The sequence below is a fragment of the Tepidibacter thalassicus DSM 15285 genome (genome assembly GCF_900129915.1).
Taxonomy (GTDB): domain Bacteria; phylum Bacillota; class Clostridia; order Peptostreptococcales; family Peptostreptococcaceae; genus Tepidibacter; species Tepidibacter thalassicus.
Genome location: NZ_FQXH01000018.1, coordinates 1 through 26,608, shown reverse-complemented (window position 1 = coordinate 26,608; position 26,608 = coordinate 1). Strand labels below are relative to the sequence as shown.

Annotated in this window: 28 protein-coding genes and 1 pseudogene; 25 read left to right on the top strand and 4 right to left on the bottom strand. The window is 27.3% G+C overall.

Annotation, left to right across the window (positions count from 1 at the left end):
• Positions 1-15: 15 nt before the first annotated feature.
• The 3 genes from BUA19_RS08205 to BUA19_RS08195 all read left to right on the top strand — a co-directional run bounded on the left by BUA19_RS08205 (position 16) and on the right by BUA19_RS08195 (position 4,503).
• Positions 16-2,592: an FAD-dependent oxidoreductase gene (locus tag BUA19_RS08205; protein WP_072725511.1), complete on the top strand. Its 2,577-nt coding sequence runs from the start codon at positions 16-18 to the stop codon at positions 2,590-2,592.
• Positions 2,593-2,814: 222 nt separating this feature from the next.
• Positions 2,815-3,903, top strand: a complete 1,089-nt coding sequence (glpQ, locus tag BUA19_RS08200) for a glycerophosphodiester phosphodiesterase (RefSeq protein WP_072725510.1) — start codon at positions 2,815-2,817, stop codon at positions 3,901-3,903.
• An 81-nt stretch (positions 3,904-3,984) separates the two neighbouring features.
• Positions 3,985-4,503, top strand: coding sequence for a CPBP family intramembrane glutamic endopeptidase (locus BUA19_RS08195; RefSeq protein WP_072725508.1), 519 nt, complete (start codon positions 3,985-3,987; stop codon positions 4,501-4,503).
• Between the two features lie 18 nt (positions 4,504-4,521).
• Here the strand turns inward: BUA19_RS08195 and BUA19_RS08190 are convergent, their stop codons facing one another.
• Positions 4,522-5,373 carry a DMT family transporter gene (locus BUA19_RS08190; protein ID WP_072725506.1) on the bottom strand — a complete coding sequence of 284 codons (852 nt, stop codon included), beginning with the start codon at positions 5,371-5,373 and terminating at the stop codon, positions 4,522-4,524.
• Between the two features lie 19 nt (positions 5,374-5,392).
• The gene (locus BUA19_RS08185) at positions 5,393-5,638 is read right to left on the bottom strand and encodes a hypothetical protein (RefSeq protein ID WP_072725504.1); all 246 of its coding nucleotides are present in this window, start codon (positions 5,636-5,638) and stop codon (positions 5,393-5,395) included.
• A 78-nt stretch (positions 5,639-5,716) separates the two neighbouring features.
• Here BUA19_RS08185 and BUA19_RS08180 point away from each other — a divergent pair, with 78 nt between their 5' ends.
• The 9 genes from BUA19_RS08180 to BUA19_RS08140 all read left to right on the top strand — a co-directional run bounded on the left by BUA19_RS08180 (position 5,717) and on the right by BUA19_RS08140 (position 13,329).
• Complete coding sequence (locus BUA19_RS08180) at positions 5,717-6,445, top strand: YkgJ family cysteine cluster protein (protein WP_072725502.1); 729 nt, start codon at positions 5,717-5,719, stop codon at positions 6,443-6,445.
• Positions 6,446-6,459: 14 nt separating this feature from the next.
• The gene (locus BUA19_RS08175; protein WP_072725500.1) at positions 6,460-7,362 is read left to right on the top strand and encodes an MBL fold metallo-hydrolase; all 903 of its coding nucleotides are present in this window, start codon (positions 6,460-6,462) and stop codon (positions 7,360-7,362) included.
• Between the two features lie 86 nt (positions 7,363-7,448).
• Positions 7,449-8,240: a GTP pyrophosphokinase gene (locus BUA19_RS08170; RefSeq protein ID WP_072725498.1), complete on the top strand. Its 792-nt coding sequence runs from the start codon at positions 7,449-7,451 to the stop codon at positions 8,238-8,240.
• Between the two features lie 57 nt (positions 8,241-8,297).
• Positions 8,298-9,026, top strand: coding sequence for a tRNA lysidine(34) synthetase (locus tag BUA19_RS08165; protein ID WP_072725496.1), 729 nt, complete (start codon positions 8,298-8,300; stop codon positions 9,024-9,026).
• Positions 9,027-9,032: 6 nt separating this feature from the next.
• The gene (locus BUA19_RS08160; RefSeq protein ID WP_072725493.1) at positions 9,033-9,725 is read left to right on the top strand and encodes a metallophosphoesterase; all 693 of its coding nucleotides are present in this window, start codon (positions 9,033-9,035) and stop codon (positions 9,723-9,725) included.
• 214 nt (positions 9,726-9,939) lie between these two features.
• Positions 9,940-10,476: a sigma-70 family RNA polymerase sigma factor gene (locus BUA19_RS08155; protein ID WP_178137476.1), complete on the top strand. Its 537-nt coding sequence runs from the start codon at positions 9,940-9,942 to the stop codon at positions 10,474-10,476.
• A complete protein-coding gene (locus BUA19_RS08150; protein ID WP_072725487.1) occupies positions 10,466-11,575 on the top strand; it encodes an anti-sigma factor in 1,110 nt (369 codons plus the stop codon). The genes BUA19_RS08155 and BUA19_RS08150 overlap by 11 nt, the downstream gene beginning before the upstream one ends.
• A 3-nt stretch (positions 11,576-11,578) precedes the next feature.
• Positions 11,579-12,481, top strand: a complete 903-nt coding sequence (locus BUA19_RS08145) for an ABC transporter ATP-binding protein (RefSeq protein WP_072725485.1) — start codon at positions 11,579-11,581, stop codon at positions 12,479-12,481.
• Entirely contained in the window at positions 12,478-13,329 is an 852-nt protein-coding gene (locus BUA19_RS08140) for an ABC transporter permease (RefSeq protein WP_072725483.1), read from the top strand. Before BUA19_RS08145 ends, BUA19_RS08140 begins: the two co-directional genes overlap by 4 nt.
• A gap of 27 nt (positions 13,330-13,356) precedes the next feature.
• On the opposite strand, the gene BUA19_RS11760 is transcribed toward BUA19_RS08140, so the two are convergent.
• Positions 13,357-13,512: a hypothetical protein gene (locus BUA19_RS11760; protein ID WP_178137475.1), complete on the bottom strand. Its 156-nt coding sequence runs from the start codon at positions 13,510-13,512 to the stop codon at positions 13,357-13,359.
• Positions 13,513-13,617: 105 nt separating this feature from the next.
• Here BUA19_RS11760 and BUA19_RS08135 point away from each other — a divergent pair, with 105 nt between their 5' ends.
• The 5 genes from BUA19_RS08135 to BUA19_RS08115 all read left to right on the top strand — a co-directional run bounded on the left by BUA19_RS08135 (position 13,618) and on the right by BUA19_RS08115 (position 18,206).
• Positions 13,618-14,439: a hypothetical protein gene (locus tag BUA19_RS08135; RefSeq protein WP_072725481.1), complete on the top strand. Its 822-nt coding sequence runs from the start codon at positions 13,618-13,620 to the stop codon at positions 14,437-14,439.
• 2 nt (positions 14,440-14,441) lie between these two features.
• Positions 14,442-15,599 (top strand): class I SAM-dependent methyltransferase, encoded by a 1,158-nt coding sequence (locus BUA19_RS08130; protein WP_072725479.1) that lies wholly within the window; start codon positions 14,442-14,444, stop codon positions 15,597-15,599.
• Positions 15,600-15,776: 177 nt separating this feature from the next.
• On the top strand, positions 15,777-16,259 hold the full coding sequence (locus BUA19_RS08125) for a hypothetical protein (protein WP_072725476.1): 483 nt from the start codon (positions 15,777-15,779) through the stop codon (positions 16,257-16,259).
• Between the two features lie 113 nt (positions 16,260-16,372).
• Positions 16,373-17,368 (top strand): CsxC family protein, encoded by a 996-nt coding sequence (locus tag BUA19_RS08120; protein ID WP_330389047.1) that lies wholly within the window; start codon positions 16,373-16,375, stop codon positions 17,366-17,368.
• 97 nt (positions 17,369-17,465) lie between these two features.
• Entirely contained in the window at positions 17,466-18,206 is a 741-nt protein-coding gene (locus tag BUA19_RS08115) for a CsxC family protein (protein ID WP_072725473.1), read from the top strand.
• A 52-nt stretch (positions 18,207-18,258) separates the two neighbouring features.
• Here BUA19_RS08115 and fba read toward each other — a convergent pair whose 3' ends face one another.
• Positions 18,259-19,122 (bottom strand): class II fructose-1,6-bisphosphate aldolase, encoded by an 864-nt coding sequence (gene fba / locus BUA19_RS08110; protein ID WP_072725471.1) that lies wholly within the window; start codon positions 19,120-19,122, stop codon positions 18,259-18,261.
• A 237-nt stretch (positions 19,123-19,359) separates the two neighbouring features.
• Here fba and BUA19_RS08105 point away from each other — a divergent pair, with 237 nt between their 5' ends.
• The 8 genes and pseudogenes from BUA19_RS08105 to BUA19_RS12100 all read left to right on the top strand — a co-directional run.
• The gene (locus tag BUA19_RS08105; protein WP_072725468.1) at positions 19,360-19,689 is read left to right on the top strand and encodes a DUF1904 domain-containing protein; all 330 of its coding nucleotides are present in this window, start codon (positions 19,360-19,362) and stop codon (positions 19,687-19,689) included.
• A gap of 11 nt (positions 19,690-19,700) precedes the next feature.
• A complete protein-coding gene (locus BUA19_RS08100; RefSeq protein ID WP_072725466.1) occupies positions 19,701-21,026 on the top strand; it encodes an RsmF rRNA methyltransferase first C-terminal domain-containing protein in 1,326 nt (441 codons plus the stop codon).
• Between the two features lie 44 nt (positions 21,027-21,070).
• Positions 21,071-21,781, top strand: coding sequence for a pseudouridine synthase (locus BUA19_RS08095; protein WP_072725464.1), 711 nt, complete (start codon positions 21,071-21,073; stop codon positions 21,779-21,781).
• A gap of 11 nt (positions 21,782-21,792) precedes the next feature.
• Entirely contained in the window at positions 21,793-22,545 is a 753-nt protein-coding gene (locus BUA19_RS08090) for a phosphatase (protein WP_072725461.1), read from the top strand.
• A 17-nt stretch (positions 22,546-22,562) separates the two neighbouring features.
• Positions 22,563-23,918, top strand: coding sequence for a 23S rRNA (uracil(1939)-C(5))-methyltransferase RlmD (rlmD, locus tag BUA19_RS08085; RefSeq protein ID WP_072725459.1), 1,356 nt, complete (start codon positions 22,563-22,565; stop codon positions 23,916-23,918).
• 620 nt (positions 23,919-24,538) lie between these two features.
• Positions 24,539-25,102 (top strand): annotated as a pseudogene (locus BUA19_RS08080) (IS3 family transposase); the annotation flags it as partial.
• Between the two features lie 218 nt (positions 25,103-25,320).
• A complete protein-coding gene (locus BUA19_RS08075) occupies positions 25,321-25,881 on the top strand; it encodes a hypothetical protein (RefSeq protein WP_072725457.1) in 561 nt (186 codons plus the stop codon).
• 558 nt (positions 25,882-26,439) lie between these two features.
• Positions 26,440-26,608 (top strand): AAA family ATPase (locus BUA19_RS12100; protein ID WP_178137474.1); only part of this gene is annotated, 169 nt, incomplete at its 3' end.

Genomic DNA, 26,608 nt, shown 5'->3' with positions numbered 1-26,608 from the left:
TATTAGGAGGTTATTATGTTGAGAAAAGAAATTATAGATAATATGAAATATATTGTAGATAATTGTATGGGGGATTCAAGTCCTGCTTGTGTTGCAACATGTCCAATGCATACAAATGTAAAAGAATATGTTAGATTAATCGCAGAAGGAAAAGGAAAAGAATCAATTAAAGTAATAAGAGAAAAATTATTTATGCCAAAAACTTTAGGAAGAATTTGCGCTCATCCTTGTGAGCAAAATTGTAAATGGAATGAGAAGAATAATCCTATGTCAATTGCAGGACTAAAAAGATATGCCGCTGATAATTTTGATGATCCTAGCGATTGGGATTTATCTACAAAACCTAAAAATGGAAAAAAAGTAGCTATAATAGGTGCAGGTCCATCTGGAGCACAAGCAGCACTTGATTTAATAAAGGAAGGTTTTGAAGTAACTGTATTTGATAAGCTTGAAGTTTATGGAGGAATGATGAGAGTTGGTATTCCTGAATATAGACTTCCAAGAAATATAATAGATTTTGAGTATTCTTATTTAGAAAAATTAGGGATAAATTTCAAGATGGGTGTTGAAGTTGGAAAAGATATAAAATTTGAAGAAATAAAAAATGAATTTGATGCTGTTGTAGTTGCTGTTGGAAAGCATATAGGAAGAATTGATAGATCTTTAGAAAACCATGATGCAAAGGGTATATTTAGTGCAGCTGAGTATCTTAAAGAAATATCTTTAACAAGGAATGTAAATGGAATTGGGAAAAAAGTTGTAGTAATTGGTGGTGGAGATGTTGCAATGGATTGTGCAAGATCTTCATTAAGACTTGATGGAGTAGAGGAAGTTTATTCTGTATGCTTAGAAGAAAGTTATGAAAAAATGGCAGCATCAACTCATGAAATAAAGGCTTCCTTAAAAGAAGGAGTTAAATTTAATTTAGGCTTTGGAATTAATAAAATTTTAGTTGATGAAAATAAAAGAGTAAAAGGAATAGAGCTTAAAAAATGTTTATCAATGTTTGATGAAAATGGAAACTTTGCTCCTCAATTTAATGAAAATGATATTAAGGTTATTGATGTTGATACAATAGTGTTTGCAATAGGACAAAATGTTGATTCGTCGTTTGATGAAAAAAATTTATTAAATAAAAGAAAAAATGGTACCTTTGAATGTGATGAGTTAACTCTTCAATCAGTTTCAGATGAAAAAGTATTTATAGCAGGAGATGCAAGTGGAAAATCTTTTATTGTTATTCAAGCCATGGCAACAGGAAGAAGTGCTGCAAAATCAGTAATTAGATTTTTAAGTGGTAAAGACTTAAAAGAAGGAAGAAGTATGGAAGAAGAATTTTCATATAAAACTAAATTAAATATACCTATTGATTGGGATAATGTAGAAAAAGTTGAAAGAAAAGAAATAAATGAACTTGACCCATCTGAGAGAATAAAAACATTTGATGAAGTTTCTTTAGGCTTTACAAAAGAACAAGCAGAAAAGGAAGCATCAAGATGCCTTCAATGTGAGTGTAAACTTTGTATGAAAGAATGTTTAATGCTTAGAGATTATACTGATTGTCCTAAGACATTATTTAAGGAATATCTTGAAAAGGGTTATGAAAATATGGATCCTTTAATTGCATATTCTTGTAATCAATGTAGTCAATGTACAATAAAATGTCCAAATGATTTTGATATTAAATCAAATTTTGATGAAATGAGAAGAGAATATGTTAAGGCAAATGGAGGTGATTCGCCACTTGAAGGACATAAAGGGCTTGATAAAGCTATAGAATTAGATTGTAGTGAAAAGACATCAGCTTACGTAAAAGCTCGAACTGGTAAGAGAACAAAATATGTTTTAGTACCTGGATGTACAGTGCCTGTATATAGTCCAGAATTAGTTGAAAAAACTTTATTACATTTAAAAGAAGCATTAGATGGAGAAGTTGGAGCAGTTCTTCAGTGTTGTGCAAAACCTACACTTATGATAGGAGAAGATGAGAAGTTTGAAAAAAGATTTAAAATGGTTCAAAAATCAATTGATGAAACAGGTGCAGATGTAATTGTAACCCTTTGTCCATCATGTTATTTAACATATGAAAAATATGCAAAACAAGAAGTTATTTCATATTGGGACTTAATACATCAAAAAATAGGACTTCCTAAAGGTCAAAAAGGTATCGGAGAAAATTCTGATGTTGTATTTAATATTCATGATTCATGTCCAACTAGACATGTAACTTCTCATCATGATAGTGTAAGATGGATATTAAAAGAATTAGGGTATAAGGTAGAGGAAATGAATAACATAAGAGAAAATACAAGATGCTGTGGAGTAGGTGGAATGGTTGGATGTGTAAATCCTCAGCTCCAAGAAAAAGTATTAAATAGAAGAGTAAATGATGCAACGAGTAATCATATAATATCTTACTGTGGATCATGCAGAGTATCTATGGAGAATGGTGGGCTTGATTCGCTTCATATTTTGGATTTAATTCATGGAAAAACTTATATGAAAAAGGATGCTAAAAAGAGAAATAAATCAGCAGATGATGGAGTAAAAAGTAGACTTGAAACAAAAGATAGACTTAATAAATATAAATAAAAAAATGCCTGTAATTTTTGATATGATATTTCTAAAGTAGACAATGTTGTTGCAAATGGAATACATCTTGGTGGAAAATGATATATATCAAGGATGTAAATGTGATTATTTAAATGGTAAAAGTGTTAAAAAATTTGTTTAAATAAGATATTTATTTTCTGTGTTTAGCATATATTTTAGTAATATCAATTATAATTTTGAAAAAATAAAAGGGGGATTGGGATGAGAAAATTATTTGCTCTACTTACTGCTTTATTTACTGTAATTACATTTTGTACTAATATGTCTTATGCAGAACAAGGGAAAAAAATTGTAATAGCACACAGGGGGGCTTGTGGTTATTTACCAGAACATACTTTAGAAGCAAAAGCCATGGCTTACGCTATGGGAGCGGATTATCTTGAGCAAGATGTAGTTATGACAAAAGATAATAAATTAGTTGTATTACACGATCATTACCTTGATAGAGTTACAAATGTAGCTAAAGTTTATCCTGATAGAAAAAGAAAAGATGGAAGATATTATGTGATTGATTTTACATTAGATGAAATTAAAAAACTTGAAATGACAGAGGGGTTTAATGTTAAAGATGGTAAGGAAGTAGCTAATTTTCCTGAGCGTTTTCCTATATGGAAATCTTCTTTTAAAGTACACACTTTAGAAGAAGAAATAGAAATGATTCAAGGACTTAATAAAAGTACAGGTAAAAATGTAGGTATTTATCCAGAGATAAAAGCACCATGGTTTCATAGACATGAAGGAAAAGATATTAGTTTAGAAGTTTTAAAAGTACTTAAAAAATATGGATATATTTCTAAAGATTCTAATGTTTATCTTCAATGTTTTGATCCTAATGAGTTAAAGAGAATTAAAAATGAACTCATGCCAAAATTAGGCATGGATTTGAAATTAGTTCAATTAATGGCAGAAACAAGTTGGAATGAAACAATGGAATATAGAGATGGAAAAGCAGTTCCTTATAATTACGATTGGATGTTTGAAAAAGGTGCAATGAAAAAGATTGCTGAATATGCTGATGGAGTAGGGCCATGGAAACCTATGATAGTAAAAGATGATTCTACGAAAGAAAATTTAAAGATAACAAATTTAGTTAAAGAGGCTCATGAAGCAGGACTTGAAGTACATCCTTATACATTCCGTTTAGATAAAGGTAGAATACCTAAATATGCTGAAAATTTTGAAGATATGTTAAATGTTTTTTATAATAAAGTAGGAGTTGATGGAGTATTTACTGATTTTCCTGATAAAGCAGTTGAGTTTTTAAATAAATCACAAAATAATAATAAATAACAATAAAATGCTGTTGACAAAATGTCGACAGCATTTTATTATTGAGTTATTATCTAAAATAAATATAAAGGGGATGGATAAGTGGGAACATATACAGAAATTAAAGTATCTAGAGTAAAAGATATTTTAATAAAATTTGATAAATTTTTAAGAAATTTAAATGTATTTTCATTTATTGTAACAATACTATTTTTTCAATTTTTGTCTATTATTTTAATGGAACCTATATTAAATTTTTTACCTGATAATAATGGAGCAGCACCGTTTAGTGCATCGGATAAGATTGCTATTCAAGTTGTGTTTGGGATAATTATTGCACCTTTATATGAAACATTAATATATCAAAAGTTAATAATTTCAATATGTGATAAAATTAAATTTTTAAGTAAAAGGAAGTATTTAATAGTATTGATTTCTGGAGTTATATTTGGGTCGCGTCATACGTATAGTTTACAGTACGTTTTTCATATGATTATAGTAGGGATTATATGGGCTTATGCTTATGTAATCTATAAAGAAAAACGGAAATATCCATATTGGGTAGTGTGTACTATTCATGTGCTTAACAATTTAATTGCATTGTTAGTATTAAATTTTTAAATAAAAATGCCTGTAATTTTACAGGCATTTTTTATTGTAAATATATATAGCAAATCCTGAACTTATAATTAATATATATCCTATAAAACTTAAAAAATCAGGTATTTCTTTCCATAAAATTAATCCCAATATTCCAGAAAAAATTACATTAGTATAATTATATATTGAAATTTCTCCCGCTGGAGCTAGTTTATATGCAATAGTTAAAGAAAACTGTGCAAGTGAAGCTACTATTCCAGTCGCTATAAGTATTAAAAATTGATTTAGAGTTAGCATTTTAAAATTTATAAGCATTAAAGGAAACATTATTAAAGATGATGCAAATGAAAAATAAAATACTATTGTATAAAATTCTTCTTTATCTCCTAAAAGGCGAACCATAGTGTATGCTCCTCCTGCAAAAATAGCAGATAGAAATCCTATAAATGCAGGAATTACTTGTATATCAAATTGTGGTTTTATTATAAATAAAGCTCCTAAAAAAGCAAGTATTAAAGAAGGAATTTGTACTGGTGTTGGTTTTTCTTTTAAAAAATACAAAGCAAATATAGTTACGAAAAAAGGATTTAACTTATTGAGCATTGCCGAATCGGAAAGAAGAAGGTGATCTATACTATAAAAATATCCAATCATTCCAATTGTTCCAAGAATAGATCTAAGTAGAAGATATTTTTGGTTTTCTTTTTTGCCAAAAAAGTTCTTTTTATTTTTGATTACTAAATAAGCTGCTATGAATGTACTTATTAAATTTCTAAAAAAAGTTTTTTCTAGTGTTGGAACATTTCCGGCGAGTTTAACTAATGCTCCCATTAATGCAAAACAAAAAGATGAAAATAGCATATAAAGTATTGCTTTTGATTTATTGTTCATAGTATCAAGTCCTTTCGATTTATCTACTTATAAATTTAGGACCTAAGTATTTTTTTATTTCTTCTTCTGGACTAAAAAAATCAATTAATATTTCTTTTCCTGTTTCTTCAAAATAAATTAAGACTTCGCAATCTCCATTGAGAAAAAATTTTCTAACAGTGTCTTCTTTTACTTCTCTTACTTTTATTAAATTTTTTTTCTTTTTTTCAAAGTCTTTTGTGAAATAAGCACCTGTTGGTGAAATTATTTTTGTGTATCTATTCATAAAAAAACCTCCATTTATAAAATTTAATTTGATATAATATTTTAAGCTATGAAAATATTATATCAAGGAGAGGAAATAATGCCTAGTATAAAAAAATATGATATACAGAGAGGAATAGATTATTGCATAAAAGAAAATTTATTTGAAGATCTTAATGAATTATATAAAAGTATACCAGATGGCAAGTGTAATGGCTGTGGAAATTGTTGTATGGAGTCTGTTGGAGCGAGTTTTATAGAATTTTTAAATATATACAATTATTTAAATGAAAATAAAAATATAAAAAATATTGTTATGGAAAAAATATTGGATTATTATTTTTTGGAGTATATTCAAAAAATGTCTTGTCCTTTTAAAGATGAAAACAATAGATGTTTGATATACAGTGTTAGACCTCTTAATTGTAGAATATATGGGCATTGGCTAAAAGAAGATTATGAAAAAAATTATGAAAGAATAAAAAAAGAGAACATAAAATTTGCAGATGATATGAAAAAAAATTACAATATAAAAATAAGTGATGAAGTTTTAAATTATAAAATAAAGTACTGTGAATATTTTAAACCTAGTAAAGGTTATATGTCAAAAGAAAAAAGACTTAATTTTTATGATAATATGGTAATGTTGGATTCGAAACTTTATTCACAAGGTATTGTAAATGTGAATTTTAAAGATAGAGGAGTAGTTGATTATTTTATAGAATCTATTTTTTATGAAAATGTATCTAGAAGTATAAAAATAAATATAAGTAAATATTTAAATAAATCAATGAATATTTTGAATAAATTAAAGAAATTGATTTTATGAAAAGAGGGATTGATGTGAATTTAGAAAAAATAAAAGGACATAGCTATTATATTAAAGGGGGAACTAATTCTGGAGTATATGTATTTAAAGACAAATATGCGTTAATTATAGATCCGGGTTTATCAAATTCTAGAGGTAATAGAATAATAAAATTGTTTGAAAAAGAAGGAATTAGAATTAAATATATAGTGAATACACATGAGCATTCTGATCATTACGGTGCAAGTAAAGTTTTATTAAATCATTATACAGGAGCTAAATGTCTTGCATCAAGGGATGCTAAAGTTTTTATAGATAATGCTTATTTGTTTTCTATGTATGTTTATGGAGGAAAGTCTAATAAATTTTTTGATGATTTTTTTAAAAATAGAGGAGAAATTTTAAATGTAGAAGAAATATTGGAAGAAGGAGAAGTAAAATTAAACAATGAAAAGTTTATTGTGGTTGATTTAAAGGGTCATAGTTTAGGTTCCGTTGGAATTATAACTGAAGATAAAGTTTTGTATTTAGGAGATTCTCTTTTTAATGAAAGTATTTTAGACAAGTATAATTTTCCTTTTTTATTAGATATAAGTGCTCAAATTAATACTTTAGACAAAATAAATAGTTTAGAATTTGATTATTGTGTTATTGCTCATGGTAAGCCCCTACTTGATAGAGAGGAAACTTTGGATTTAGTGTATAAAAATAAAATGGTGATTGATAAATATTTAAATCAATTAAGAGAATTTTTAACTATTCCGTATACAAGAGAAGATTTATTAAAGGATATTATTGAATATAATGACCTTAAACTAAATTATAAGGAATATTATTTTTCTAGTTCAACATTAGCTAGTATGATATCTTACTTGATTGAAAATGATGAAATAGATTATGAATTAGAGAATGGTAAGTTATATTATTATATGAAGTGATTTTTACTAATTAAGTAATCTAAAATATAGTGTTTTTATGATAAAATATATTAGTGTGAAAATTTAGGTTAAAGGGTGGTAGCAATATGGAGCTTAGAGAATGGAAAACTGTACTTGTTCCTTATGAATACGCTGTAGAAGAGCTTAAAGTTAAGTTTAAAAATATTAGAAAAGAGTTAAGAAATAACGGAGAATATTCTCCGATAGAATTTGTTACAGGAAGAGTAAAAAAAATATCTTCTATTATATCTAAAGCTAAAAAACTTAATATTAATATGGATGAAATAGAGGAGAAAATAGAAGATATAGCTGGAATTAGGATAATGTGTCAATTTGTTGAAGATATATATACAATAGTTAGTTTAATTAAAACGAGAAAAGATATGACTGTTGTATGTGAGAAAGATTATATAAAAAATTATAAAGACAGTGGTTATAGAAGTTATCATGTTATTATAAAATATCCTATACAAACTGCATCAGGGCTTAAAGAAATATTAGCAGAAATTCAAATAAGAACTCTTGCTATGAATTTCTGGGCTACTATAGAGCATTCTTTAAAATATAAATATCAGCATGATATACCAGAAGATATAGCTAAGAGATTAAGACGTGCAGCAGATGCAGCGTTTTTATTAGATCAAGAAATGAGTGAAATAAGAGAAGAAATTATGAGAGCTCAGATAATGTTTGAAATGAAATCACTTACAGTAAGAGATATTTTAGATAGTATTCAAAAGCTTTACAGTTTAGGTGAAACTGAAAAAGCTTTTAAGTTTCAAGAAAGATTTGATAAACTAAATGGTTTAGAGGATTTGCGTGAAATTATAATTTTGAGAAATGAGATAGACAATATTTTAGCTAAGTATAATCAATAGAATTGTGTTTAAAAGCCATGGATTATCCATGGCTTTTAATAAACTAGGGGTGAGAAAATGAAAAAATATTTCAATAGATTATTTTTAAATGATATAAGAAAAGCAATAGATGATTTTAATATGATAAAAAATGGAGATATAGTGCTTGTTGGATTATCTGGAGGAAAGGATTCTACATTACTTCTTTACGCATTAAAACTGTTAAGGGATTATTCACATATGGATTTTAAATTAATTGGAGTACATATAGATTATGGTTGGGAAATGGATTTTTCTTCACTTATAGATTTTTGTGAAGAAGAAAATATAGATATACATATAGAAAAAACAGATATAGCAGAGCATCTTGATTTTGAAAATGGAAAAAATGTATGTTCTCTTTGTGCTAGATTTAGAAAAGGTGCCATGGCTAGAGTTGCTAAAATGTATAATGCAACAAAAATTGCTTATGGGCATCATATGGATGATGCTGTTGAAACTTTTTTGATGAATTTGATATACACAGGAAAATTAGGATCATTTAGTCCAAATAATTACGATAAAGATAAAAGATTACATATAATAAGACCTATGATATATGTAAAAGAAGAAAATATAAAAAAGGTAGTAAGTATAGAAAATTTACCTGAAATAAAATCAAATTGTCCTTTAAATGGATTTACAACTAGACAAGAAATAAAGGAATTAGTAAAATTTTTAGAGGAAGAATATAAAGATATAAGAGAAAAAATAATAAAAAGTCTTTCAAATGTATATGAAGAAGGATTATGGAAAAAAGGTGAGTGATAAAATTTGGCTCTTTATGCAATAGGAGATTTACATTTTGGAAAAGTTGTAAACAAGCCAATGAATATATTTGGTTCTAATTGGGAAAATCATAGGGAAAAGATAATAAATGATTGGATTTGTAAAGTAAAAGAAGATGATACAGTTTTAATAGTAGGAGATATATCTTGGGGAATAAATTTAAATGAGGCTATTTATGACCTTGAAGATATTCACAATCTTCCTGGAAGAAAAATATTAGTAAAAGGAAATCATGATTATTGGTGGACTACAATAAGTAAATTAAACAAGTTATTTGATGATATGAAATTTGTTCAAAATAATTATTATGTATATGAAGATTTTGCAATATGTGGTACTAGAGGATGGCTTTGTCCTAATGAAGTTAAATTTGATGATGATGATGAAAAAATATATAAAAGGGAAATACAGAGATTAAAACTTTCTTTAGATGCAGCTAAAAAAGATAAATTTGAGAAAATAATAGTTATAACACATTATCCACCGACTAACGATAAGTTAGAAGAATCTGAATTTACTAAAATATATGAAGAATATAATGTAAAGAAAGTTATATATGGTCATTTACATGGAAAAGATTCTTTTAGTGCAGGATTAGTAGGAGAGAGAAATAATATAGAATATCATTTGGTTTCTTGTGATTATACTGATTTTAAATTAGTTAAAATAATGGATTAATTTTTGTTTCATTAAAAAAAACTGCCTTTGAGGCAGTTTTTTTAATGAATAAGGAACTAATTAGGAACAATTTTGATCGAGTTTTAATTTGTAAGTACATTATATACTGTATACAATATAATGTCAAATACAATTTTTAAAATATTTTTTATAAATATGTCACAAAAAATATTTTAGCGGTGTTTATATATATGAGAATGGGTTGAGATTGGGGGTGATTAGCATTTTTGGGTTCCCAAAGCGAAAAAAAATAAGAGAAGAAGAATTTCAAATAAATTATGAAAAGTATTATCCAATAGTTTATAAACAAGTATATTATTTAGTTGGAAATAATGAATTAGCAGAAGATATAACTCAGGAAGTATTTATAAAATATTATAATTCAAAAGAAAAAATTGATTTTTTGCCTTCTTGGCTTTCAAAAGTTGCAACAAATACTGCTCTTAATTATTTGAGAGGAGAAAAAAGAAGATTAAAGAGAGAGGAAAGCATATTAGAAGAAGTAAATAGTATTTTCTCGATAGAAGATGAAATATTTAGAAATGAGCAAATTAAAGAGGTTAGAAGGATTTTATTTAATCTTCCAGAGAAACAAAGAATATGTTTAATATTAAAATTTTCAGGATATTCTTATGAAGAAATTCATAAAGCAACAAATATTCCTAAAAATAGCATAGGACAAATTATTGCACGGGGAAAACAGAAATTTTTAAATTTATATAAAAAAGAAGGTGATTTAGATGTGTTATGATAAAGAAATACTTCAGCAAATAATTGATGATGCCTATAAAGGGGATGTAGATGAAGTATTATCACATATTGATAATTGTCCTGTTTGTAAGAGTAATTTTGAAAAATTAAAGCAACAGGATAAATTAATAGAAAGTGTTTTAAATGTAGGTATGAAAATACCACCTCGTCGTCCTATCAATGTATATACGGTTGATTTTAATAAAGAAAATAAAAGGAGGATTTTTAATATGAGTAAAAAAGCGAGAAGATGGAGTTTGGTAGCAGCAGGGATTGTTATATGTGGAGGATTGTTATTTGCTGAGCCTGTTAGAGCTAAAGCGGAAGAGCTATTAAAAATGTTTCGTATGCAGGAAATCACAAGTGTTTCTATTAGCGAATCGGATATTATGGAAATTAATGATTTATTCAGTAAAGGAAATGGGTATAAAGATATTTCCGATATTGGGAGCATAGCTGTTTCTAAAAAAGGAAATGAGATTAGAATTAAAGGTCCAAGTGATGCTGATGAAATTAAAGAAAAAATGTCTATAAATAAGGTAATTAAAGCACCTAAAGAATTTGTTTATACTTATGCAGTTAAACATCCAAAAACAGATGTAACTATAAAATTAGATGTGGATAAAACTAATGATCTTTTAAATTACTTAGGAGAAAAAGTTAGTATTCCAAAGGCATTAGATCAAAAACCATTTGTTATTCATTTAAACGATGTAGTGGAATATGAAATTGTTAAAAATGAAGGTTATCAATATATTAAGGTAACTGAAATGGATGCACCTACTTTACAAATTCCAAAAGATGTAGATGAAAAGCAATTAATAAAAACACTATTTTCTACTAATTTTTTACCGAAAAATTTGAAAAAGCAATTTATGTCAATTAGTGATTTAACATCTGTACTTCCAATTCCTTATTCTCCAGAGTATCAAAGTAAACGAGATTTAACTATTAATGGACAAAAAGCTGTAATAATTGAGACTGAAGATCCTGAATATTCTTATGTAGAGATTTATTTTAAGGATAAAAATAAGATATATTATATAAATACTAACTGTTCAGTTGAAGAAATATTACCTTTGATTGAGGAGATGAGGTAGTGTATGGTTATTGAAACTTATAATTTGACAAAAAAATTTAATGGTAAAGGTGGCTTTGAAAATATCTCCCTCTCTGTAAAAGAGGGAGAAGTATTTAGTTTTTTAGGTAAGAATGGTGCAGGAAAAAGTACATTCATTAGAACGCTTCTTGGAATATTATATCCTACATCAGGTGGGGGATTAATTCTTAAAAAGCCCTTAGGAGATGTTAATGTTAGAAAAAAAATAGGGTATTTACCTGAACTTTTTCAATATCATAATTGGCTTACTGGATATGAACTTTTGTTTAATCATGGGCTTTTGTATAAAATGGATAAAGAAAATATAAAAAAAAGAATTGAAGAAGTGTTAAATATAGTTGGACTTAAGGGGCATGAACATAAAAAAATAAAAGAATATAGTAAGGGAATGAAGCAGAGAATAGGACTTGGTTGTGCAATTCTTTCAGATCCTAAACTTTTGTTTTTAGATGAGCCGACAAGTGCATTGGATCCAGTGGGGAGAAAACAAGTTCGTGATATTATATTTAAATTAAAAAATGAAGGGAAAACTATTTTTTTAAATACACATTTACTTAGTGAAGTAGAATTAGTATCAGACAGAGTGGCCATTTTAGATAAAGGTATTGTAAAAGAAGTTGGAACGATGAGAGAATTAATGAATTCGCCGATATTACTTTCAATAGGAAATTTAAACGAAAATATAATTAATGAATTAAAAAAATTTGATCCAACTCTTAAAAAGGTAGGGGATAAAATAGAAATGTATGTGAATGATGATGAAGTTTTACCTAAAATCGCACAGTGTGTAATTAAAAATGAGGGATTGTTATATATGATGAAGAGAAAAGAAAATGTATTAGAGGAGTTATTTATAAAAACAGTAGGAGAGGGAGATGAAAGATGAGAACTATAATAAGACTTACATTTCTCGAAATGAGAAAGAAGAAAATTTTATATTTTACCCTTGTACTTACTGTTATTTTTCTAGCTCTTTATGGAACTGCGCTCAATTTTGCTTATAAATCTTTGCGAGCGGAAGACGTTATTATGAGGGCTGCTATTTCAGGACAGCTTTTATCTATGGGTATTTATGCCATGGGGTTTATAATATCATTTTTATCTATTTTTTCAAGTGTTGGAGCTATTTCATCAGAAATTGAAAATGGTACTTATGATGCAATACTTTCAAAGCCAATAAATAGATATGAAATAGTTTTAGGACGTTTTTTGGGAATTTTATCGGTTTTACTTCCCTATATAACAATTTTATATTTAAGTATTATTGGACTTAATATTTTCTTTGGAAAAGGTGTAGTTGTAAATTTTTATTTAATATCAGTTATTAAGTCGTTAGCCATGTTGTATTTGTTACCTATATTATTAGTTTCGATAGGAATATTTTTTAGCTGTTTTTTATCAACTATGGGGTCAGGGGTCATATTGGGAATTCTTTATTTTTGTGGTATGATAGGTGGAATTATGGAACAAATAGGTCATTTTATGATCAAAGAGGCTGCAAAAAAAGTTTTAACTAATATAGGAATTATAACTAGTCTTATAATTCCATCGGATATAATTTATAGAAAGGTTTCTTCGCTTTTGTTTACAACAGCTTCTGGGCTTAATCTTAATATGGAGAGTATGATAGGAGCTTCAATTCAGCCGAGTTCTTTTATGATATTTTATATTTTTGTTTATATTTTGATTATGTTGAGTTTGGCAGTTATAAAATTTCAAAAAAGAGATTTGTAAAAATAATCCTTGGAATTTATCCAGGGATTATTTTTTAATTTCTCTGTATTTTTCTCTTGCATCTAGGTCGTCTAAATAAGCGTATATTTTTTTAGGTATTTTAAAAATAAATGTAAATAAGAAATAAAGAGTATATATTAATAGTACAGTGTTTAAAATATTCCATATAATAGAAATTTCCATGTGATTATCCTCCTTGTATAATTTTTCTTTTATACTATCATAATAAAAATATATATGTTTCAAAATATAAACACAAAGCCCATAATTTGGATAAGGAGCGGTTGTATGTTAAATTGGAATTTGATACTATGTATATTATGTGCACTTTCTATAATTGTAATTTTATCATATAGAAATAAAAATAAATATAAGTATATATTTTTAATTGTATATGTAATTACTGTTAGTACGATGATTGTTGTGAATTTGAGTATGAATAAGAATGTTGTAAAAAAAATAGAAACACATAAAAATACAGTAGAAAAAAATAGTGAACATGTTGTTAAAGCAAATGAAAATACTGAAGTACAAGAAAAAGAATGTATTAATATGGAACAAAAAAGTAATAATAAACCAACAATAGTAGAAAGTGAAGTAGAGACAATAAAAAAAGATGAAATAAAAATCAGTGAACAGATAAAAAAATATGAAGAAATAGATGAAATGGAATTAGTTGATAACTTTAAAAAAGAGATATATTTTATTGAAAAAAAGGCATTAGTTCCTCTTAGAAATTGTTATTCTATACTTAAAAAAATTCAAAAAGGTAAAGCAAATATTGATGAATTAAAAAATGAAGCTATAAACGCCAAAAGAAAGTGTGAATTAGTTGAAAAAATGTATATGGAATTAGAAGTACCAAAACTTAAGGATAAAGAAAATGTAGATTTATTAGATGATGCTAGATTTGATATGCAAAAAGCTTTTTATATGAGAAGAAAGGCCATGGAAAATGGACTTGAGTTTTTAGATACTAAAAATCCTGCGTATATTATAAAAATAAAAAATGAATTGAAAATTTCTGATGAACTTGTACATAGTTGTGTAAAAAAAATAAATAAGGTAAAATCAAATTTAGAAAAAAAGATATATAGAAAGGAAAAGTAGATATGAATAAACAAAGTATAGCTAAACTTAATTTATTTTTTATGGGGTTAAAGGAAAGATGTATAGAAAATAAAGATTTTTTTAAATCTATTGAAGTTGTATATAAGTCTGGTAAAAAAGAGTTTAAAGGAATAGCAACTATAAAAGACGATAAATATAATCTGAACTTTAAGGGAATGAGTGATTTATATACTTTTGATGAGTTTATAAAATATATATCTAAAGAAGCTGAAAATTATGATTCTATTAAATTTAAGTATATAGAGAGAGGGACTACTATTTTAATAGAAGGAGATAATAAAAAAGTTAATATAAAATATATAGATAATAATGAAACTTTAGAAAAAATAGATGAGTATACTGCATCTCAAATAAAAAATAGAGATTATTATGTAAAAGTAGGACCGGCAAATGATCTTTTAAAAGAAATAGGTATACTTACTAAAGAAGGTAAAATAAAAAATGACAAAATAAGAAAATACAATCAAATAGATCATTTTGTAGAGCTTATAGATAAGCTTATAAAAGAACTCGATTATAAAGACAGTATAACTGTTTTAGACTGTGCATGTGGTAAATCGTATTTGAGTTTTGTACTTAATTATTATATCAAAGAGGTTTTAAAGAAGAATTGCTATTTTATAGGAATAGATTATTCTGAAAATGTTATAAAATCTTCAAAAAAGATGGCTGAAAATTTAGGATATAAAAATATGGAATTTATAAATGAAGATTTAGTAAGTTATACACCTGATAGAGATATTGATATAGTTATAAGTCTTCATGCCTGTGATATAGCTACAGATATGGCTTTAGGATTAGGGGTTAGAAGTAAAGCTAAAGCAATAATAGTTGTTCCTTGCTGTCATAAAGAACTTTTAAATCAGTATAAATTTGATGAATTAAATCCAATACTTAAACATGGTGTTTTTAAAGCGAGATTTGCAGATTTGTTAACTGATGGATTAAGATCGCTTCTTTTAGAAGGGTATGGATATGATGTTTCTGTAGTTGAATATATTTCTCCTCTGGATACTCCTAAAAATTTGATGATTAGAGCTGTTAAGAAAAGGGAAAATAACAAAAAAGCATTAGATGAATATTATAAGCTTAAAGAATTATTTGGAGTAAATCCTACACTTGAAAAAATTATATGGTAAATACTTGAAGTCCCGTATTATTGGGGCTTTTGTATTGTTTTGCTTGATTTTTATTATGAAATATACAATAATAGTATAAGTAATAATTGTAAGTTGCAATGAAAATATGAAATAAAAAATTGGATAGGAGGAGGTGAAAACCGTTACAAATACATAGGTATTTAGTAACGGGAAGTTATGATAGAAATAATTTTAGAAAATAAAAGGGGAAATCAAAAAATAAATAGCACTGCGATAGAAGAAATATTGAATATAAAAGCTGATTTTGGATATGTAAAAGATATATCTGATTCAATAAATCAAGAAAATATAATGGCATTTGATTGTAAATTAGATAAATCTGTTTTTAAGTATGAATTTTTGGAAGAAGATTTTTACGATGAATACGATATTGAGGAAGAGTATTTACAAGTGTTATTTGAAGATATAAAAGATTATTTAAAAGATGTATGTGATGATGTGGAAGATGATCTTCAAGAAGAATATAAGTATGACGATATAAAATGCCATTTTGAAATATATGATTTAGATGAAACTTTTACAGATGTTAAATTTGTCCTTACTATTTCGTTTGGAAATATCAATAGAGCTAAGCTTGCAGATTTAACAAGACATATTGCAAAAAGACAGCTTCAAGGCTCTTCAAAATATTTTAATTAATAATACCTCGGGTTTCAATTTGAGGTATTATTTTTTTGTTCATATAAAAATTAATATATACATATTATATATTAGCGTGTTTTGTGACTGTTTTATTATAAGGGGGAGATTTTGTGGCTGGTAAAAGAATATTTAATTATAATAAAAATTCAAAGGAAATTAATGATAAACAGGATGAATTTTTTACAGATAATTCTGTAGAAATAGAAGGAGATGAGGAAAATGAAGAAGAATTAATTGACATAGAAAACGATGTTTTAGATGATGAAGAAAAAGATTTAGAAAAAACTATTCAAGAATTTATTTCTAGTGATGATTTAGATAGTTCTTTTATGAGTAGTGAAGAATCTGAACAGGGGTATAGATGTGAAAAAGCAAGTGAAAATGATGTACAAAAAAATTGTGTTGAAGTTACGGGAATAACTATAGAATCTTGTACAAGTATTCCAGCGCCTATAAATTCTATAAAAACTGGTGTGGTAGCAAAGATTCCAGTTGTTTTAGCTGAATTTACTTTGCAAATTAATGTTTTGGCTAATATAGAGCTTCCAGAAGATGCTATTGAGATAAAGAATATAAAGAAAAGGCTTAAGATAACACAGTGTATGCTTTTACAAAATACAAATGTTTTGTTTATAAAAGGTTTTGTGAGAAAAAATATAGATTATTCAACAAGAAGTCATTCAAATTCAGAAGGAGTATGTGGAGATATTAAACATTGCACAATAGATGTTCCGTTTGAATGTACAACAGAAGTGGCGTTTAATGGAACATTGCCAGCACCAGTAATTCCTAATACATCATTTGAATTTGAATATCACAGAGTAGAAGATTTACCAAATCAATTTGCAGAAAAAGATAAATTAATAGAAGGAGATTTATCAGAGTATAATCAAGAAAGTATAGAATACTTTAATGAACTTCCTTATTGTGAATTGGTCAAAAGTAGGATAGTTGAATTTGATGAATATATAAATCGTAAAACTCCAGAAAATGGAATAGTACCATTTGAAGAAAAAGAATTTAGGAAAATAGAAGAAAAAATGGTTATATATCTTACGTTAAAATTATTGCAAAATCGTCAAGTTTTAATTCCGCCTCAAGATTAAATATGTAACACAAATTTATATAGTTCATATTATGTATCGAGGAAGATGATTTCCTCGAATGAAATATAATAGTAAAATTGAGGGGGACATTTAATATATGGAGAATAATATATATAGACAAGCAAATTGTGTTGATGTTTATGGCGGGACTATTGAAACCTGCACGAATACAAAAGAAAATATAAGCCCTATAAAAAATGTGGTAGCGAAGATTCCGGTTGTTTTAGCTGAATTTACTTTACAAATTAATGTTTTATCTAATATAGAGCTTCCAGAAGATGCTATTGAGATAAAAAATATAAAGAAAAGACTTAAGATAACACAGTGTATGCTTTTACAAAATACGAATGTTTTATTTATAAAAGGTTTTGTGAGAAAAAATATAGATTATTCAACAAGAAGTTGTTCAAATTCAGAAGGTGTATGTGGAGATATTAAACATTGTACAGTAGATGTGCCATTTCAATGTACAACAGAAGTGACATTTAATGGAACACCACCAGCTCCAGTAGTTCCTAATTCATCATTTGAATTTGAATATCATAAAGTAGAAGATTTACCAAATCAATTTGCAGAAAAGGATAAATTAGTAGCAGGAGATTTATCAGAGTATAATCAAGAAAGTACAGAATACTTTAATGAACTTCCTTATTGTGAATTGGTTAAGAGTAGAATAGTTGAATTTGATGAATATATAAATCGTAAAACTCCAGAAAATGAAATAGTGCCATTTGAAGAAAAAGAGTTTAACAAAATAGAAGAAAAAATGGTTATATATCTTACACTAAAATTATTACAAAATCGTCAAGTTAAAATTCCTGCTCCGGAAGAAATATAGAATAATAGAAAGAGCATAGAGAAAAAATTTCTCTATGCTCAAAATATTTTAATTAAGCTTTGTTTATTGAACCGAATAATTCCATTTTTTCTTTAACTGTAGCTTTTATTGCTTCAAATCCAGGAGCTAATATTTTACGAGGGTCAAAACCTTTACCTTCTAAGTCTTTTCCTGCTTCTATATATTCACGAGTAGCTTTTGCAAAAGCTAATTGACATTCAGTGTTAACGTTAATTTTTGCAACACCTAAAGAGATAGCTTTTTTAATCATATCTTCAGGAATACCTGTACCACCGTGTAAAACTAATGGCATATCTTTAGTTGCATCTTTGATTGCAGCTAAAGCATCAAAGTTTAATCCTGGCCAATTTTCTGGATATTTACCGTGAATGTTACCAATACCAGCAGCTAACATTGTAATACCTAAATCTGATATTGCCTTACATTCAGCAGGATCAGCTATTTCACCTGCACCTACAACTCCGTCTTCTTCTCCACCTATAGAACCAACTTCAGCTTCTACAGAGATGCCTTTTTCTTCGCATATTTTGATTATTTCTTTTGTTTTAGCTATGTTTTCTTCAATAGAATAATGAGATCCATCAAACATTATTGAAGAAAATCCAGCTTCGATTGCTTTTAAGGCTCCTTCGTAACTACCATGATCTAAGTGTAGTGCAACAGGAACAGTAATGTTTAGTTCTTCGATCATTCCATTAACCATTCCAACGATAGTTTTAAATCCACCCATATATCTTCCGGCACCTTCAGATACACCTAATATTACTGGTGAATTATTTTCTTGAGCAGTTAATAAAATTGCCTTTGTCCATTCTAAGTTATTGATGTTAAATTGTCCAACAGCATATTTGCCTTCTACGGCTTTGTTTAACATTTCTTTAGCTGAAACTAACATATGTAACCTCCATATTTTTATTTCATGTAAATTTTAAAGAAAATAATATATTATTTATTATTCTCTTTACAAAAGATATTATAATCTAAAATTGTAAAATATGAAATAAAAAATTTTTAATTTTTAAATTTTATAAAAATTAAACGTTTTGTAATTTATTGTCTTGATTTGTGTATTTTTCAGTTATATATTTTGCTATAATATATAATATATAATAATAAAAAAAGGAGAGATGTTATGCCGCAAATTAAAATAAGGGGAATTGAACCTAATGAAATATGTAAAATAAGTGAGAAAATGATCGATAAATTAGTTGATGTAGTACAATGTCCTAGAGATTATTTTGAGATAGAATGTATTCAATCTGTAGCTATAAGAGATGGGAAAATAGCTCCTGTTTATCCATTTGTAGAGGTTGCATGGTTTGATAGAGGACAGGAAATTCAGGATAAAGTAGCTAAGATTATAACAGAGTCTATAAGAGAAAATTTAAATGTTGAGAGTTTAGATTTAGCTTTTACAGTGTTTGAAAAGGAAAGATATTATGAAAATGGAGAGCATTTTTAGGAGAGATTAATATGAAATTGCCATTTGATTTTTTGGATAATATGAAGAATATATTAAATGATGATTATGAAAGTTTTATAAATACATATAATGAAGAAAGAGCATATGGAATTAGAGTAAATACACTTAAAATTTCAGTGGAGGAATTTTTAAAAATTTCTCCTTTTAATTTGATAAAAATACCTTGGACAAGAGATGGTTTTTATTATGAAGAAAATATAAGACCAGCTAAAATTCCTTTTTATAATGCTGGACTTTATTATATACAAGAGCCGTCTGCCATGGCTCCTGTTGAATTTTTAGATGTTAAAAGAGGGCACAAGGTATTAGATCTTTGTGCGGCCCCGGGTGGAAAAAGCATTCAAATAGCATCTAAACTTCAAGGGGAGGGTATTTTGGTAACTAATGATATAAATTCAAATAGAGTAAAGGCTTTGGTTAAAAATATAGAAATGTATGGTGTTAAAAATGCATTAGTTACGAATGATTCTCCCGAAAGACTTTTGAGAAATTTTGAAGGATATTTTGATAGAATATTAGTTGATGCACCTTGTTCTGGGGAAGGAATGTTTAGAAAAGATGAATCTTTAATTAAAAGTTGGGAAAAAGATGATATAAGTATATATCCTGATATGCAAAAAAATATACTAGATAATGCTGCTAAGATGCTTAAAGTAGGAGGAAAATTAGTATATTCAACTTGTACTTTTAATATGAATGAAAATGAAAAAATAATAGAGGAATTTTTAGGTGAGAATAGTAATTTTAGATTGCTAAATATAGATAAGGTGCATGGAATAACTCAGGGGTTAGGAATAAAGGAAGTAGCGAGGTTGTGGCCACATAAGTTAAAGGGAGAAGGACATTTTGTTGCATTACTTGAAAAGGTTGATGGAGATAGTATAGATTATAGTTTGGAAAAAATAAATAAAAAGCCTGAAATATTTAGAGAATTTGAAGAAGAAAACTTAAAAATAAATTTGGAAGGCAACTTTGTAATTATAAATGATAGTTTGTATTTAGCTCCAAAACAGTTGGTAAAAATTAAGAATTTAAAAGTAGTAAGAACAGGATTATTACTAGGAAAAATAAAGAAAAAAAGATTCACCCCATCTCAAGCACTTGCCATGGCACTTAAAGTGGAAGATTTTAAAAGAGTTATAAATCTGTCTTATGATAGTACTGAAGTTATAAAGTATTTAAAAGGAGAAACAATATTTATTGATGGACAAAAAGGTCTTAATCTTGTATCAGTAGAGAATTATCCATTGGGATTTGGAAAACTCAATAATAACACATTAAAAAATGGATATGAAAAGAGCTGGAGATGGGTATAGACAATTAGCATTATATTTAATTGTCTATAGTTAGGAGGTTTATTATGAGAATCGATAGAGTTTTGGGGAACCTTGGATATGGGACTAGAAGTGAAATAAAAAAATATTGTAAATTTGGGATAGTTCTTGTTAATGGAAAAGTTGTGAAAAATTCTTCTTTTCACGTTGATCCTGAAAAAGATGAAATAATATTTGATGGAGAAAGGGTAAATTACAGAGAATATGTTTATATAATGTTAAACAAGCCTAGTGGATATATATCGGCAACTTATGATGATGTGGAAAAAACAGTACTAGATTTAATTGATCCAGAGTATTATGTATTTAATCCTTTTCCAGTAGGAAGACTTGATAAAGATACTGAAGGGCTTTTGATTTTAACTAATGATGGACAACTTTCTCATAGAGTGTTATCTCCTAAAAAACATGTTCCAAAGACTTATTTTGCTAAAATTGATGGAGTAGTAACAAGTGCTGATGTAGATGCTTTTAAAGAAGGTGTGATTTTAGATGATGGATATAAAACACTTCCAGCACATCTTGAGATATTAAAAAGCGGTAGTATATCAGAAATAAATTTGACTATACATGAAGGGAAATTTCATCAGGTAAAGAGAATGTTTGAAAGTGTTGGTAAAAAGGTAATTTATTTAAAAAGAATTTCTATGGGAGGTTTAAAATTAGATGAAAATTTAGCTTTAGGAGAATATAGAGAACTTACAGAAGAAGAAATATTATTACTTGAACAAAGATAGGAGTTGATTATATGAAATTTGAATTAGATACACATACTCATACTATTGCAAGTGGACATGCATATAGTACTGTGCATGATTTAGTAAAGGAAGCTAAAAATATAGGCCTTAAAATGTTCGCATTAACAGATCATGGTCCAGCGATGCCAGGAGGACCTCATATATATCATATAGGTAATCAAAAGGTAATTCCTAGAGTTATAGATGGAGTTTTTGTTTTAAGGGGAGTAGAAGCAAATATTATAGATTATGATGGAAGTCTTGATATCCCTGAAGAATATTTAAAAGAATTGGATTTAGTTATAGCAAGCCTTCATGATGTTTGTATAAAGCCTGGAACTAGAGAGGAAAATACAAATGCCTTGATTAGGGCCATGGAGAATAAGTATGTAGATATAATAGCTCATCCTGGAAATCCTGTATTTCCGATAGATGAAGAAAAATTGCTTAAAGCTGCGAAGAAAAACAATGTATTAATAGAAATCAATAACAGTTCGTTTGGAAAAAGTAGACCGGGAAGCAAAGAAAATTGTATAAGAATAGCTAAAATAGCAAAGGAAATGAATGTACAATTATCTGTTGGTAGTGATACTCATATATCATTTCAATTAGGAAAGTTTGATTATGTGGAAGAAATATTTAAAGATATTAATATGCCGGATGATTTAATAATTAATACATCAATACATAAACTTATAAATTTTTTAGAAAAAAAGGGTAAGAAAAATATTAAAGACTTTAAGGAATTAATAAAAAACCGATAGATATTGGAGGTTAGAAAGTGAAAAAGAGAGATATAGTTGAGTTTAAGATAGATGCCATGGAATTTGGCGGCAATTCTTATGGATATGTAGAAGATGAACGAGTAGATATAAAAGGTGGAATAACTGGTCAAAAAGTGAGGGTTTTAATAAAAAAGATTAGAAAGGATAAAATAGAAGGTAAATTATTAAATGTAATAGAAAAGTCTCCGATAGAAAAAGCTGTTACATGTAAATACTTTGGAGAATGTGGAGGATGTTCAATACTTTCAATTCCTTATGAGGAACAGCTTCAGATAAAAGAAGGACAAATACTAGATCTTTTTGCAGAAAAAGATTTTATAGGATTTAAGTTTTTAGGAGTAGAAGGAAGTCCAAAATTTCATGAATACAGAAATAAAATGGAATATACATTTGGAGATGAAGAAAAAGATGGACCACTTACACTAGGACTTCATAAAAAAGGAAGAATGTATGACATAATAACTGTTGATGAATGTTTTCTTGTAGATAAAGACTTTAGAAAAATATTAAAAATTACCGTAGATTATTTTGAAAGAAAAAAAATACCTTATTATAGAAATTTAACTCATAAAGGATATCTTAGAAATTTAGTAGTTAGAAAAGGATTAAATACAGGAGAAATACTTGTAAATTTAGTTACTTCTTCTCAGATGGAGTTAGATTTAGGTGAATATGTAAATAGTATTTTAAATTTAGAGATTGAAGGAAAAGTTGTAGGTATACTTCATACTTTAAATGATGGGCTTGCAGATGTAGTTAAATGTGATGAATTAAAGATACTATATGGAAGGGATTATTTGTACGAAAATTTACTTGGACTTAAATTTAAAATATCTCCTTTTTCGTTTTTTCAGACGAATACAAAAGGAGCAGAGAGATTATATAGTATAGTAAGAGAGTTTATAGGAAATGAAAAGGATAAAGTGATATTTGATCTTTATAGTGGAACTGGAACTATAGCTCAAATAGTTTCTAAAAATGCTAAAAAAGTTATAGGAATAGAAATAGTAAAAGAAGCAGTTGAAGCAGCTATTGAAAATGCAAAGCTTAATAATATAACCAATTGCGAGTTTATAGCTGGTGATGTAGGAGAGAAGGTTAAATATTTAAAAGAAAAACCAGATTTAATAATAGTAGATCCGCCAAGACCCGGAATTCATAAAGATGCACTTAAAGATATAGTTAAATTTAATGCGAAGGAAATATTGTATATTTCTTGCAATCCAAAGACACTTGTCAGAGATTTAGCAGAATTTAAAAAAGCAAATTACGATATAGTTAAAGTTAAAGGAATGGATATGTTTCCTAATACGCCACATGTGGAGACGGTTGTGTTGATAGAGAAAAAATAGCTTGAAATCAAAGGTTTTGAAGTTTTTTAACTAAATATGGATGTGTGTTTTATGTTCCCTCAGACTACGGTTTGGGGGATTTTTGGTTGAGGGGGGGTAAGGTTTTTCGCAGAATTACATATTTGCGAAAACGTATATAATTTTGCAAAATTGTTTGAGCGGAAGTGGCTACATGGCAGAGATGATATATTTAGGTAGTTTAGACATGTGGAGTGTGTTGTATTGATGTTAAGAGTGAAAGTTAATACGAGTTTTGGGGATAAATAAGGTACTCAAAATACTAGTAGATAAGGGTTTTCGAGATTGGAAAGTTTTCTGTCTGTTGTCTGGCAGATTCTTTTAATCTTGCAAATCCTTCCGTTTATTTATTGAGGGAGCCAATTGACCGATATAATTAGTATAGGTCGATGATAGCTCGTGCAAGATAAAATAAGCAGCTTTATTACATATTAATTTCACTTGGATAGGTTATAGTTAATTAGACAGTAAAAACTCGGACATGATATAATAAATAAATTTAATTTGGAGGTAAATCAAGTCTAATAGATCTAAAAGATATATAGAAGAATTAAAAAAACAGATAGTTGGATTAATAGAGAGTGAATTATACAGTCAAGTAATATAAGGTTTATAAATCGAAGTGTAATGAAGAGAAGTGTGAAAATATTGTTAATAAAGAATTCGATAGGAAGGAGACTATGGAAGTTGTAGTAAGCGATTTAACCTATATGAATGTTTAAGGGTAAGTGGAATTATATATGCATATTATTAGACCTATATAATCGTGAAATCATTGGGTATGTTACTGATAAGAATAAGGATGCAAACCTTGTTTATAAAGCCTTTACAAAGATTAACAGACCTTTAGAAAACATTAAATATTACATACTGATAGGGGTAATGAATTTAAAAATAATGTGATAGATAGTTTATTAACTACATTTAATATAAAACGATCCCTAAGTAAAAAAGGTTGTCCTTATGATAATGCAGTAGCAGAAGCTGCTTTTAAGGTTGTTAAAACAGAGTTTGCTTTTAATAAAATATTTCAAAGTTTTGAGGAGCTTGAATATCAATTATTTGATTATGTGAACTGGTACAATAATCACAGGATTCATGGTTCATTAGACTACCTTATCCCTGTAGAATATAGAATGTTAATGTCTGATAAAAAAGTGTCTTAAAAAGAGTTAACAATCCATTATTTAAGTTAATTTGGACTTTGAAAGGAGATGTTATTAATATTAAAGGAGGATAAAAATTATGCTTAACTTATTATTTACTATGTTAATTGGTATGTTGATGACTAAAGAATTAAAAATAAAATTAAATAAAAAAGATTATTATTATGAATCTAAAATAACTAAAGAATAATTAAAGAAATGAAGGGAGAAGATGAAAAATGTTAATATTAAAAGACGACAAAAGCACAATAATAAGAGAAATTGAATTAGATCCTGTTTTCATAGCACATGAAAGTAAAGTAATTAAATATTTATGTTATGCAGTTAAAAGATTAAGACCGATGGCTATATATTGTTCTGTCTTAATTGATAAAGACACACAAGAACCTTTCCTAATTAAAAATGCTGAAATTATTTCTTGGAGTTTAAAAATTCAACAAGCAGATCCTAAAACAGATGAACCTATTAAAAAACCAGTAGAATTTTTAATAGGTATTACTTATCACGCTGTAAACACAGCTAGAAAATATATTCAAAAACACAACGTTACTTTAGCTCACATGGAAGAATTTTTAGAAGAATTCGATTTAATAAGATATCAAGCTTTTGTTAAAGCTGTTAACAACGCAATATTAAGACATTTAAGATATACTAACACATACGAACGTTATAGTCATAGTAAAAAACATTATATTCTAAAAAAATACAAATTTAAAGATGAGTTAGATATAAAAAACTTTAAATTAAATATGGATTATGCAAAATCAAATGTAAAATAAAAAATATATAAAAGATAAAAGCTAGCTTTATAAATGATTTAAGTTTATCAGTTTTTTTATAATATAGGGTTATAAGGGTTTTTTGGGAATTTTAAAACTGATTGTTCAAAAGGGGGCTATCTAAAATACAATAAAAAAATAAACAAATTTTAAATTGCAGGATATTCATCGCAGCTTGAATAGTCTTTCGTTTTACTCGTCTGAGGAAATCTAAAGACTATTTACTCATGAAGCTTTATATTGCTTTAAGTAGTATAATGCGTTAGGAGAATCACAGTACCAATAAAAACAAAACTAAGGAGGAATTTAAAATGAATTTTACCCCAAAATTAAAAAATTTTCTTCAATTATTGAAAGGAGTGATGCTCTATTAAGTCGAGATAAGTGAATCTCTTGTAATTCAAACAAAAATATTTTGTATGCAACAGACTTTCTTATGTGATGAAGTGCTATTTAAGAGATACATCCATTAAAACAAAGATTGATTTTGAGAAATGGATTAATGATGATAGGTTATGATATAATAGGTAATAACCTTAAATTAGAGGAGAGAAATTCATGAAGAAAGTACCAATAGGAATAAGTGATTTTAAAAAATTGATAACTGAAAATTATTATTATGTAGATAAAAGTTTGTTTATAAAGGAAATAATAGATGATGGTTCGGAAGTAATACTTCTTCCAAGACCTAGGCGTTTTGGGAAGACACTTAATATGAGTATGCTTA

Excerpts from the sequence above, each read along its gene's own strand:
- BUA19_RS08205 (WP_072725511.1), top strand. The coding sequence starts at position 16 with ATGTTGAGAAAAGAAATTATAGATAATATGAAATATATTGTAGATAAT.
- glpQ (WP_072725510.1), top strand. The coding sequence starts at position 2,815 with ATGAGAAAATTATTTGCTCTACTTACTGCTTTATTTACTGTAATTACA.
- BUA19_RS08190 (WP_072725506.1), bottom strand. The coding sequence starts at position 5,373 with ATGAACAATAAATCAAAAGCAATACTTTATATGCTATTTTCATCTTTT.
- BUA19_RS08185 (WP_072725504.1), bottom strand. The coding sequence starts at position 5,638 with ATGAATAGATACACAAAAATAATTTCACCAACAGGTGCTTATTTCACA.
- BUA19_RS08180 (WP_072725502.1), top strand. The coding sequence starts at position 5,717 with ATGCCTAGTATAAAAAAATATGATATACAGAGAGGAATAGATTATTGC.
- BUA19_RS08170 (WP_072725498.1), top strand. The coding sequence starts at position 7,449 with ATGGAGCTTAGAGAATGGAAAACTGTACTTGTTCCTTATGAATACGCT.
- BUA19_RS08165 (WP_072725496.1), top strand. The coding sequence starts at position 8,298 with ATGAAAAAATATTTCAATAGATTATTTTTAAATGATATAAGAAAAGCA.
- BUA19_RS08150 (WP_072725487.1), top strand. The coding sequence starts at position 10,466 with ATGTGTTATGATAAAGAAATACTTCAGCAAATAATTGATGATGCCTAT.
- BUA19_RS08145 (WP_072725485.1), top strand. The coding sequence starts at position 11,579 with ATGGTTATTGAAACTTATAATTTGACAAAAAAATTTAATGGTAAAGGT.
- BUA19_RS08140 (WP_072725483.1), top strand. The coding sequence starts at position 12,478 with ATGAGAACTATAATAAGACTTACATTTCTCGAAATGAGAAAGAAGAAA.
- BUA19_RS11760 (WP_178137475.1), bottom strand. The coding sequence starts at position 13,512 with ATGGAAATTTCTATTATATGGAATATTTTAAACACTGTACTATTAATA.
- BUA19_RS08135 (WP_072725481.1), top strand. The coding sequence starts at position 13,618 with ATGTTAAATTGGAATTTGATACTATGTATATTATGTGCACTTTCTATA.
- BUA19_RS08130 (WP_072725479.1), top strand. The coding sequence starts at position 14,442 with ATGAATAAACAAAGTATAGCTAAACTTAATTTATTTTTTATGGGGTTA.
- BUA19_RS08125 (WP_072725476.1), top strand. The coding sequence starts at position 15,777 with ATGATAGAAATAATTTTAGAAAATAAAAGGGGAAATCAAAAAATAAAT.
- BUA19_RS08115 (WP_072725473.1), top strand. The coding sequence starts at position 17,466 with ATGGAGAATAATATATATAGACAAGCAAATTGTGTTGATGTTTATGGC.
- fba (WP_072725471.1), bottom strand. The coding sequence starts at position 19,122 with ATGTTAGTTTCAGCTAAAGAAATGTTAAACAAAGCCGTAGAAGGCAAA.
- BUA19_RS08105 (WP_072725468.1), top strand. The coding sequence starts at position 19,360 with ATGCCGCAAATTAAAATAAGGGGAATTGAACCTAATGAAATATGTAAA.
- BUA19_RS08100 (WP_072725466.1), top strand. The coding sequence starts at position 19,701 with ATGAAATTGCCATTTGATTTTTTGGATAATATGAAGAATATATTAAAT.
- BUA19_RS08095 (WP_072725464.1), top strand. The coding sequence starts at position 21,071 with ATGAGAATCGATAGAGTTTTGGGGAACCTTGGATATGGGACTAGAAGT.
- BUA19_RS08090 (WP_072725461.1), top strand. The coding sequence starts at position 21,793 with ATGAAATTTGAATTAGATACACATACTCATACTATTGCAAGTGGACAT.
- BUA19_RS08075 (WP_072725457.1), top strand. The coding sequence starts at position 25,321 with ATGTTAATATTAAAAGACGACAAAAGCACAATAATAAGAGAAATTGAA.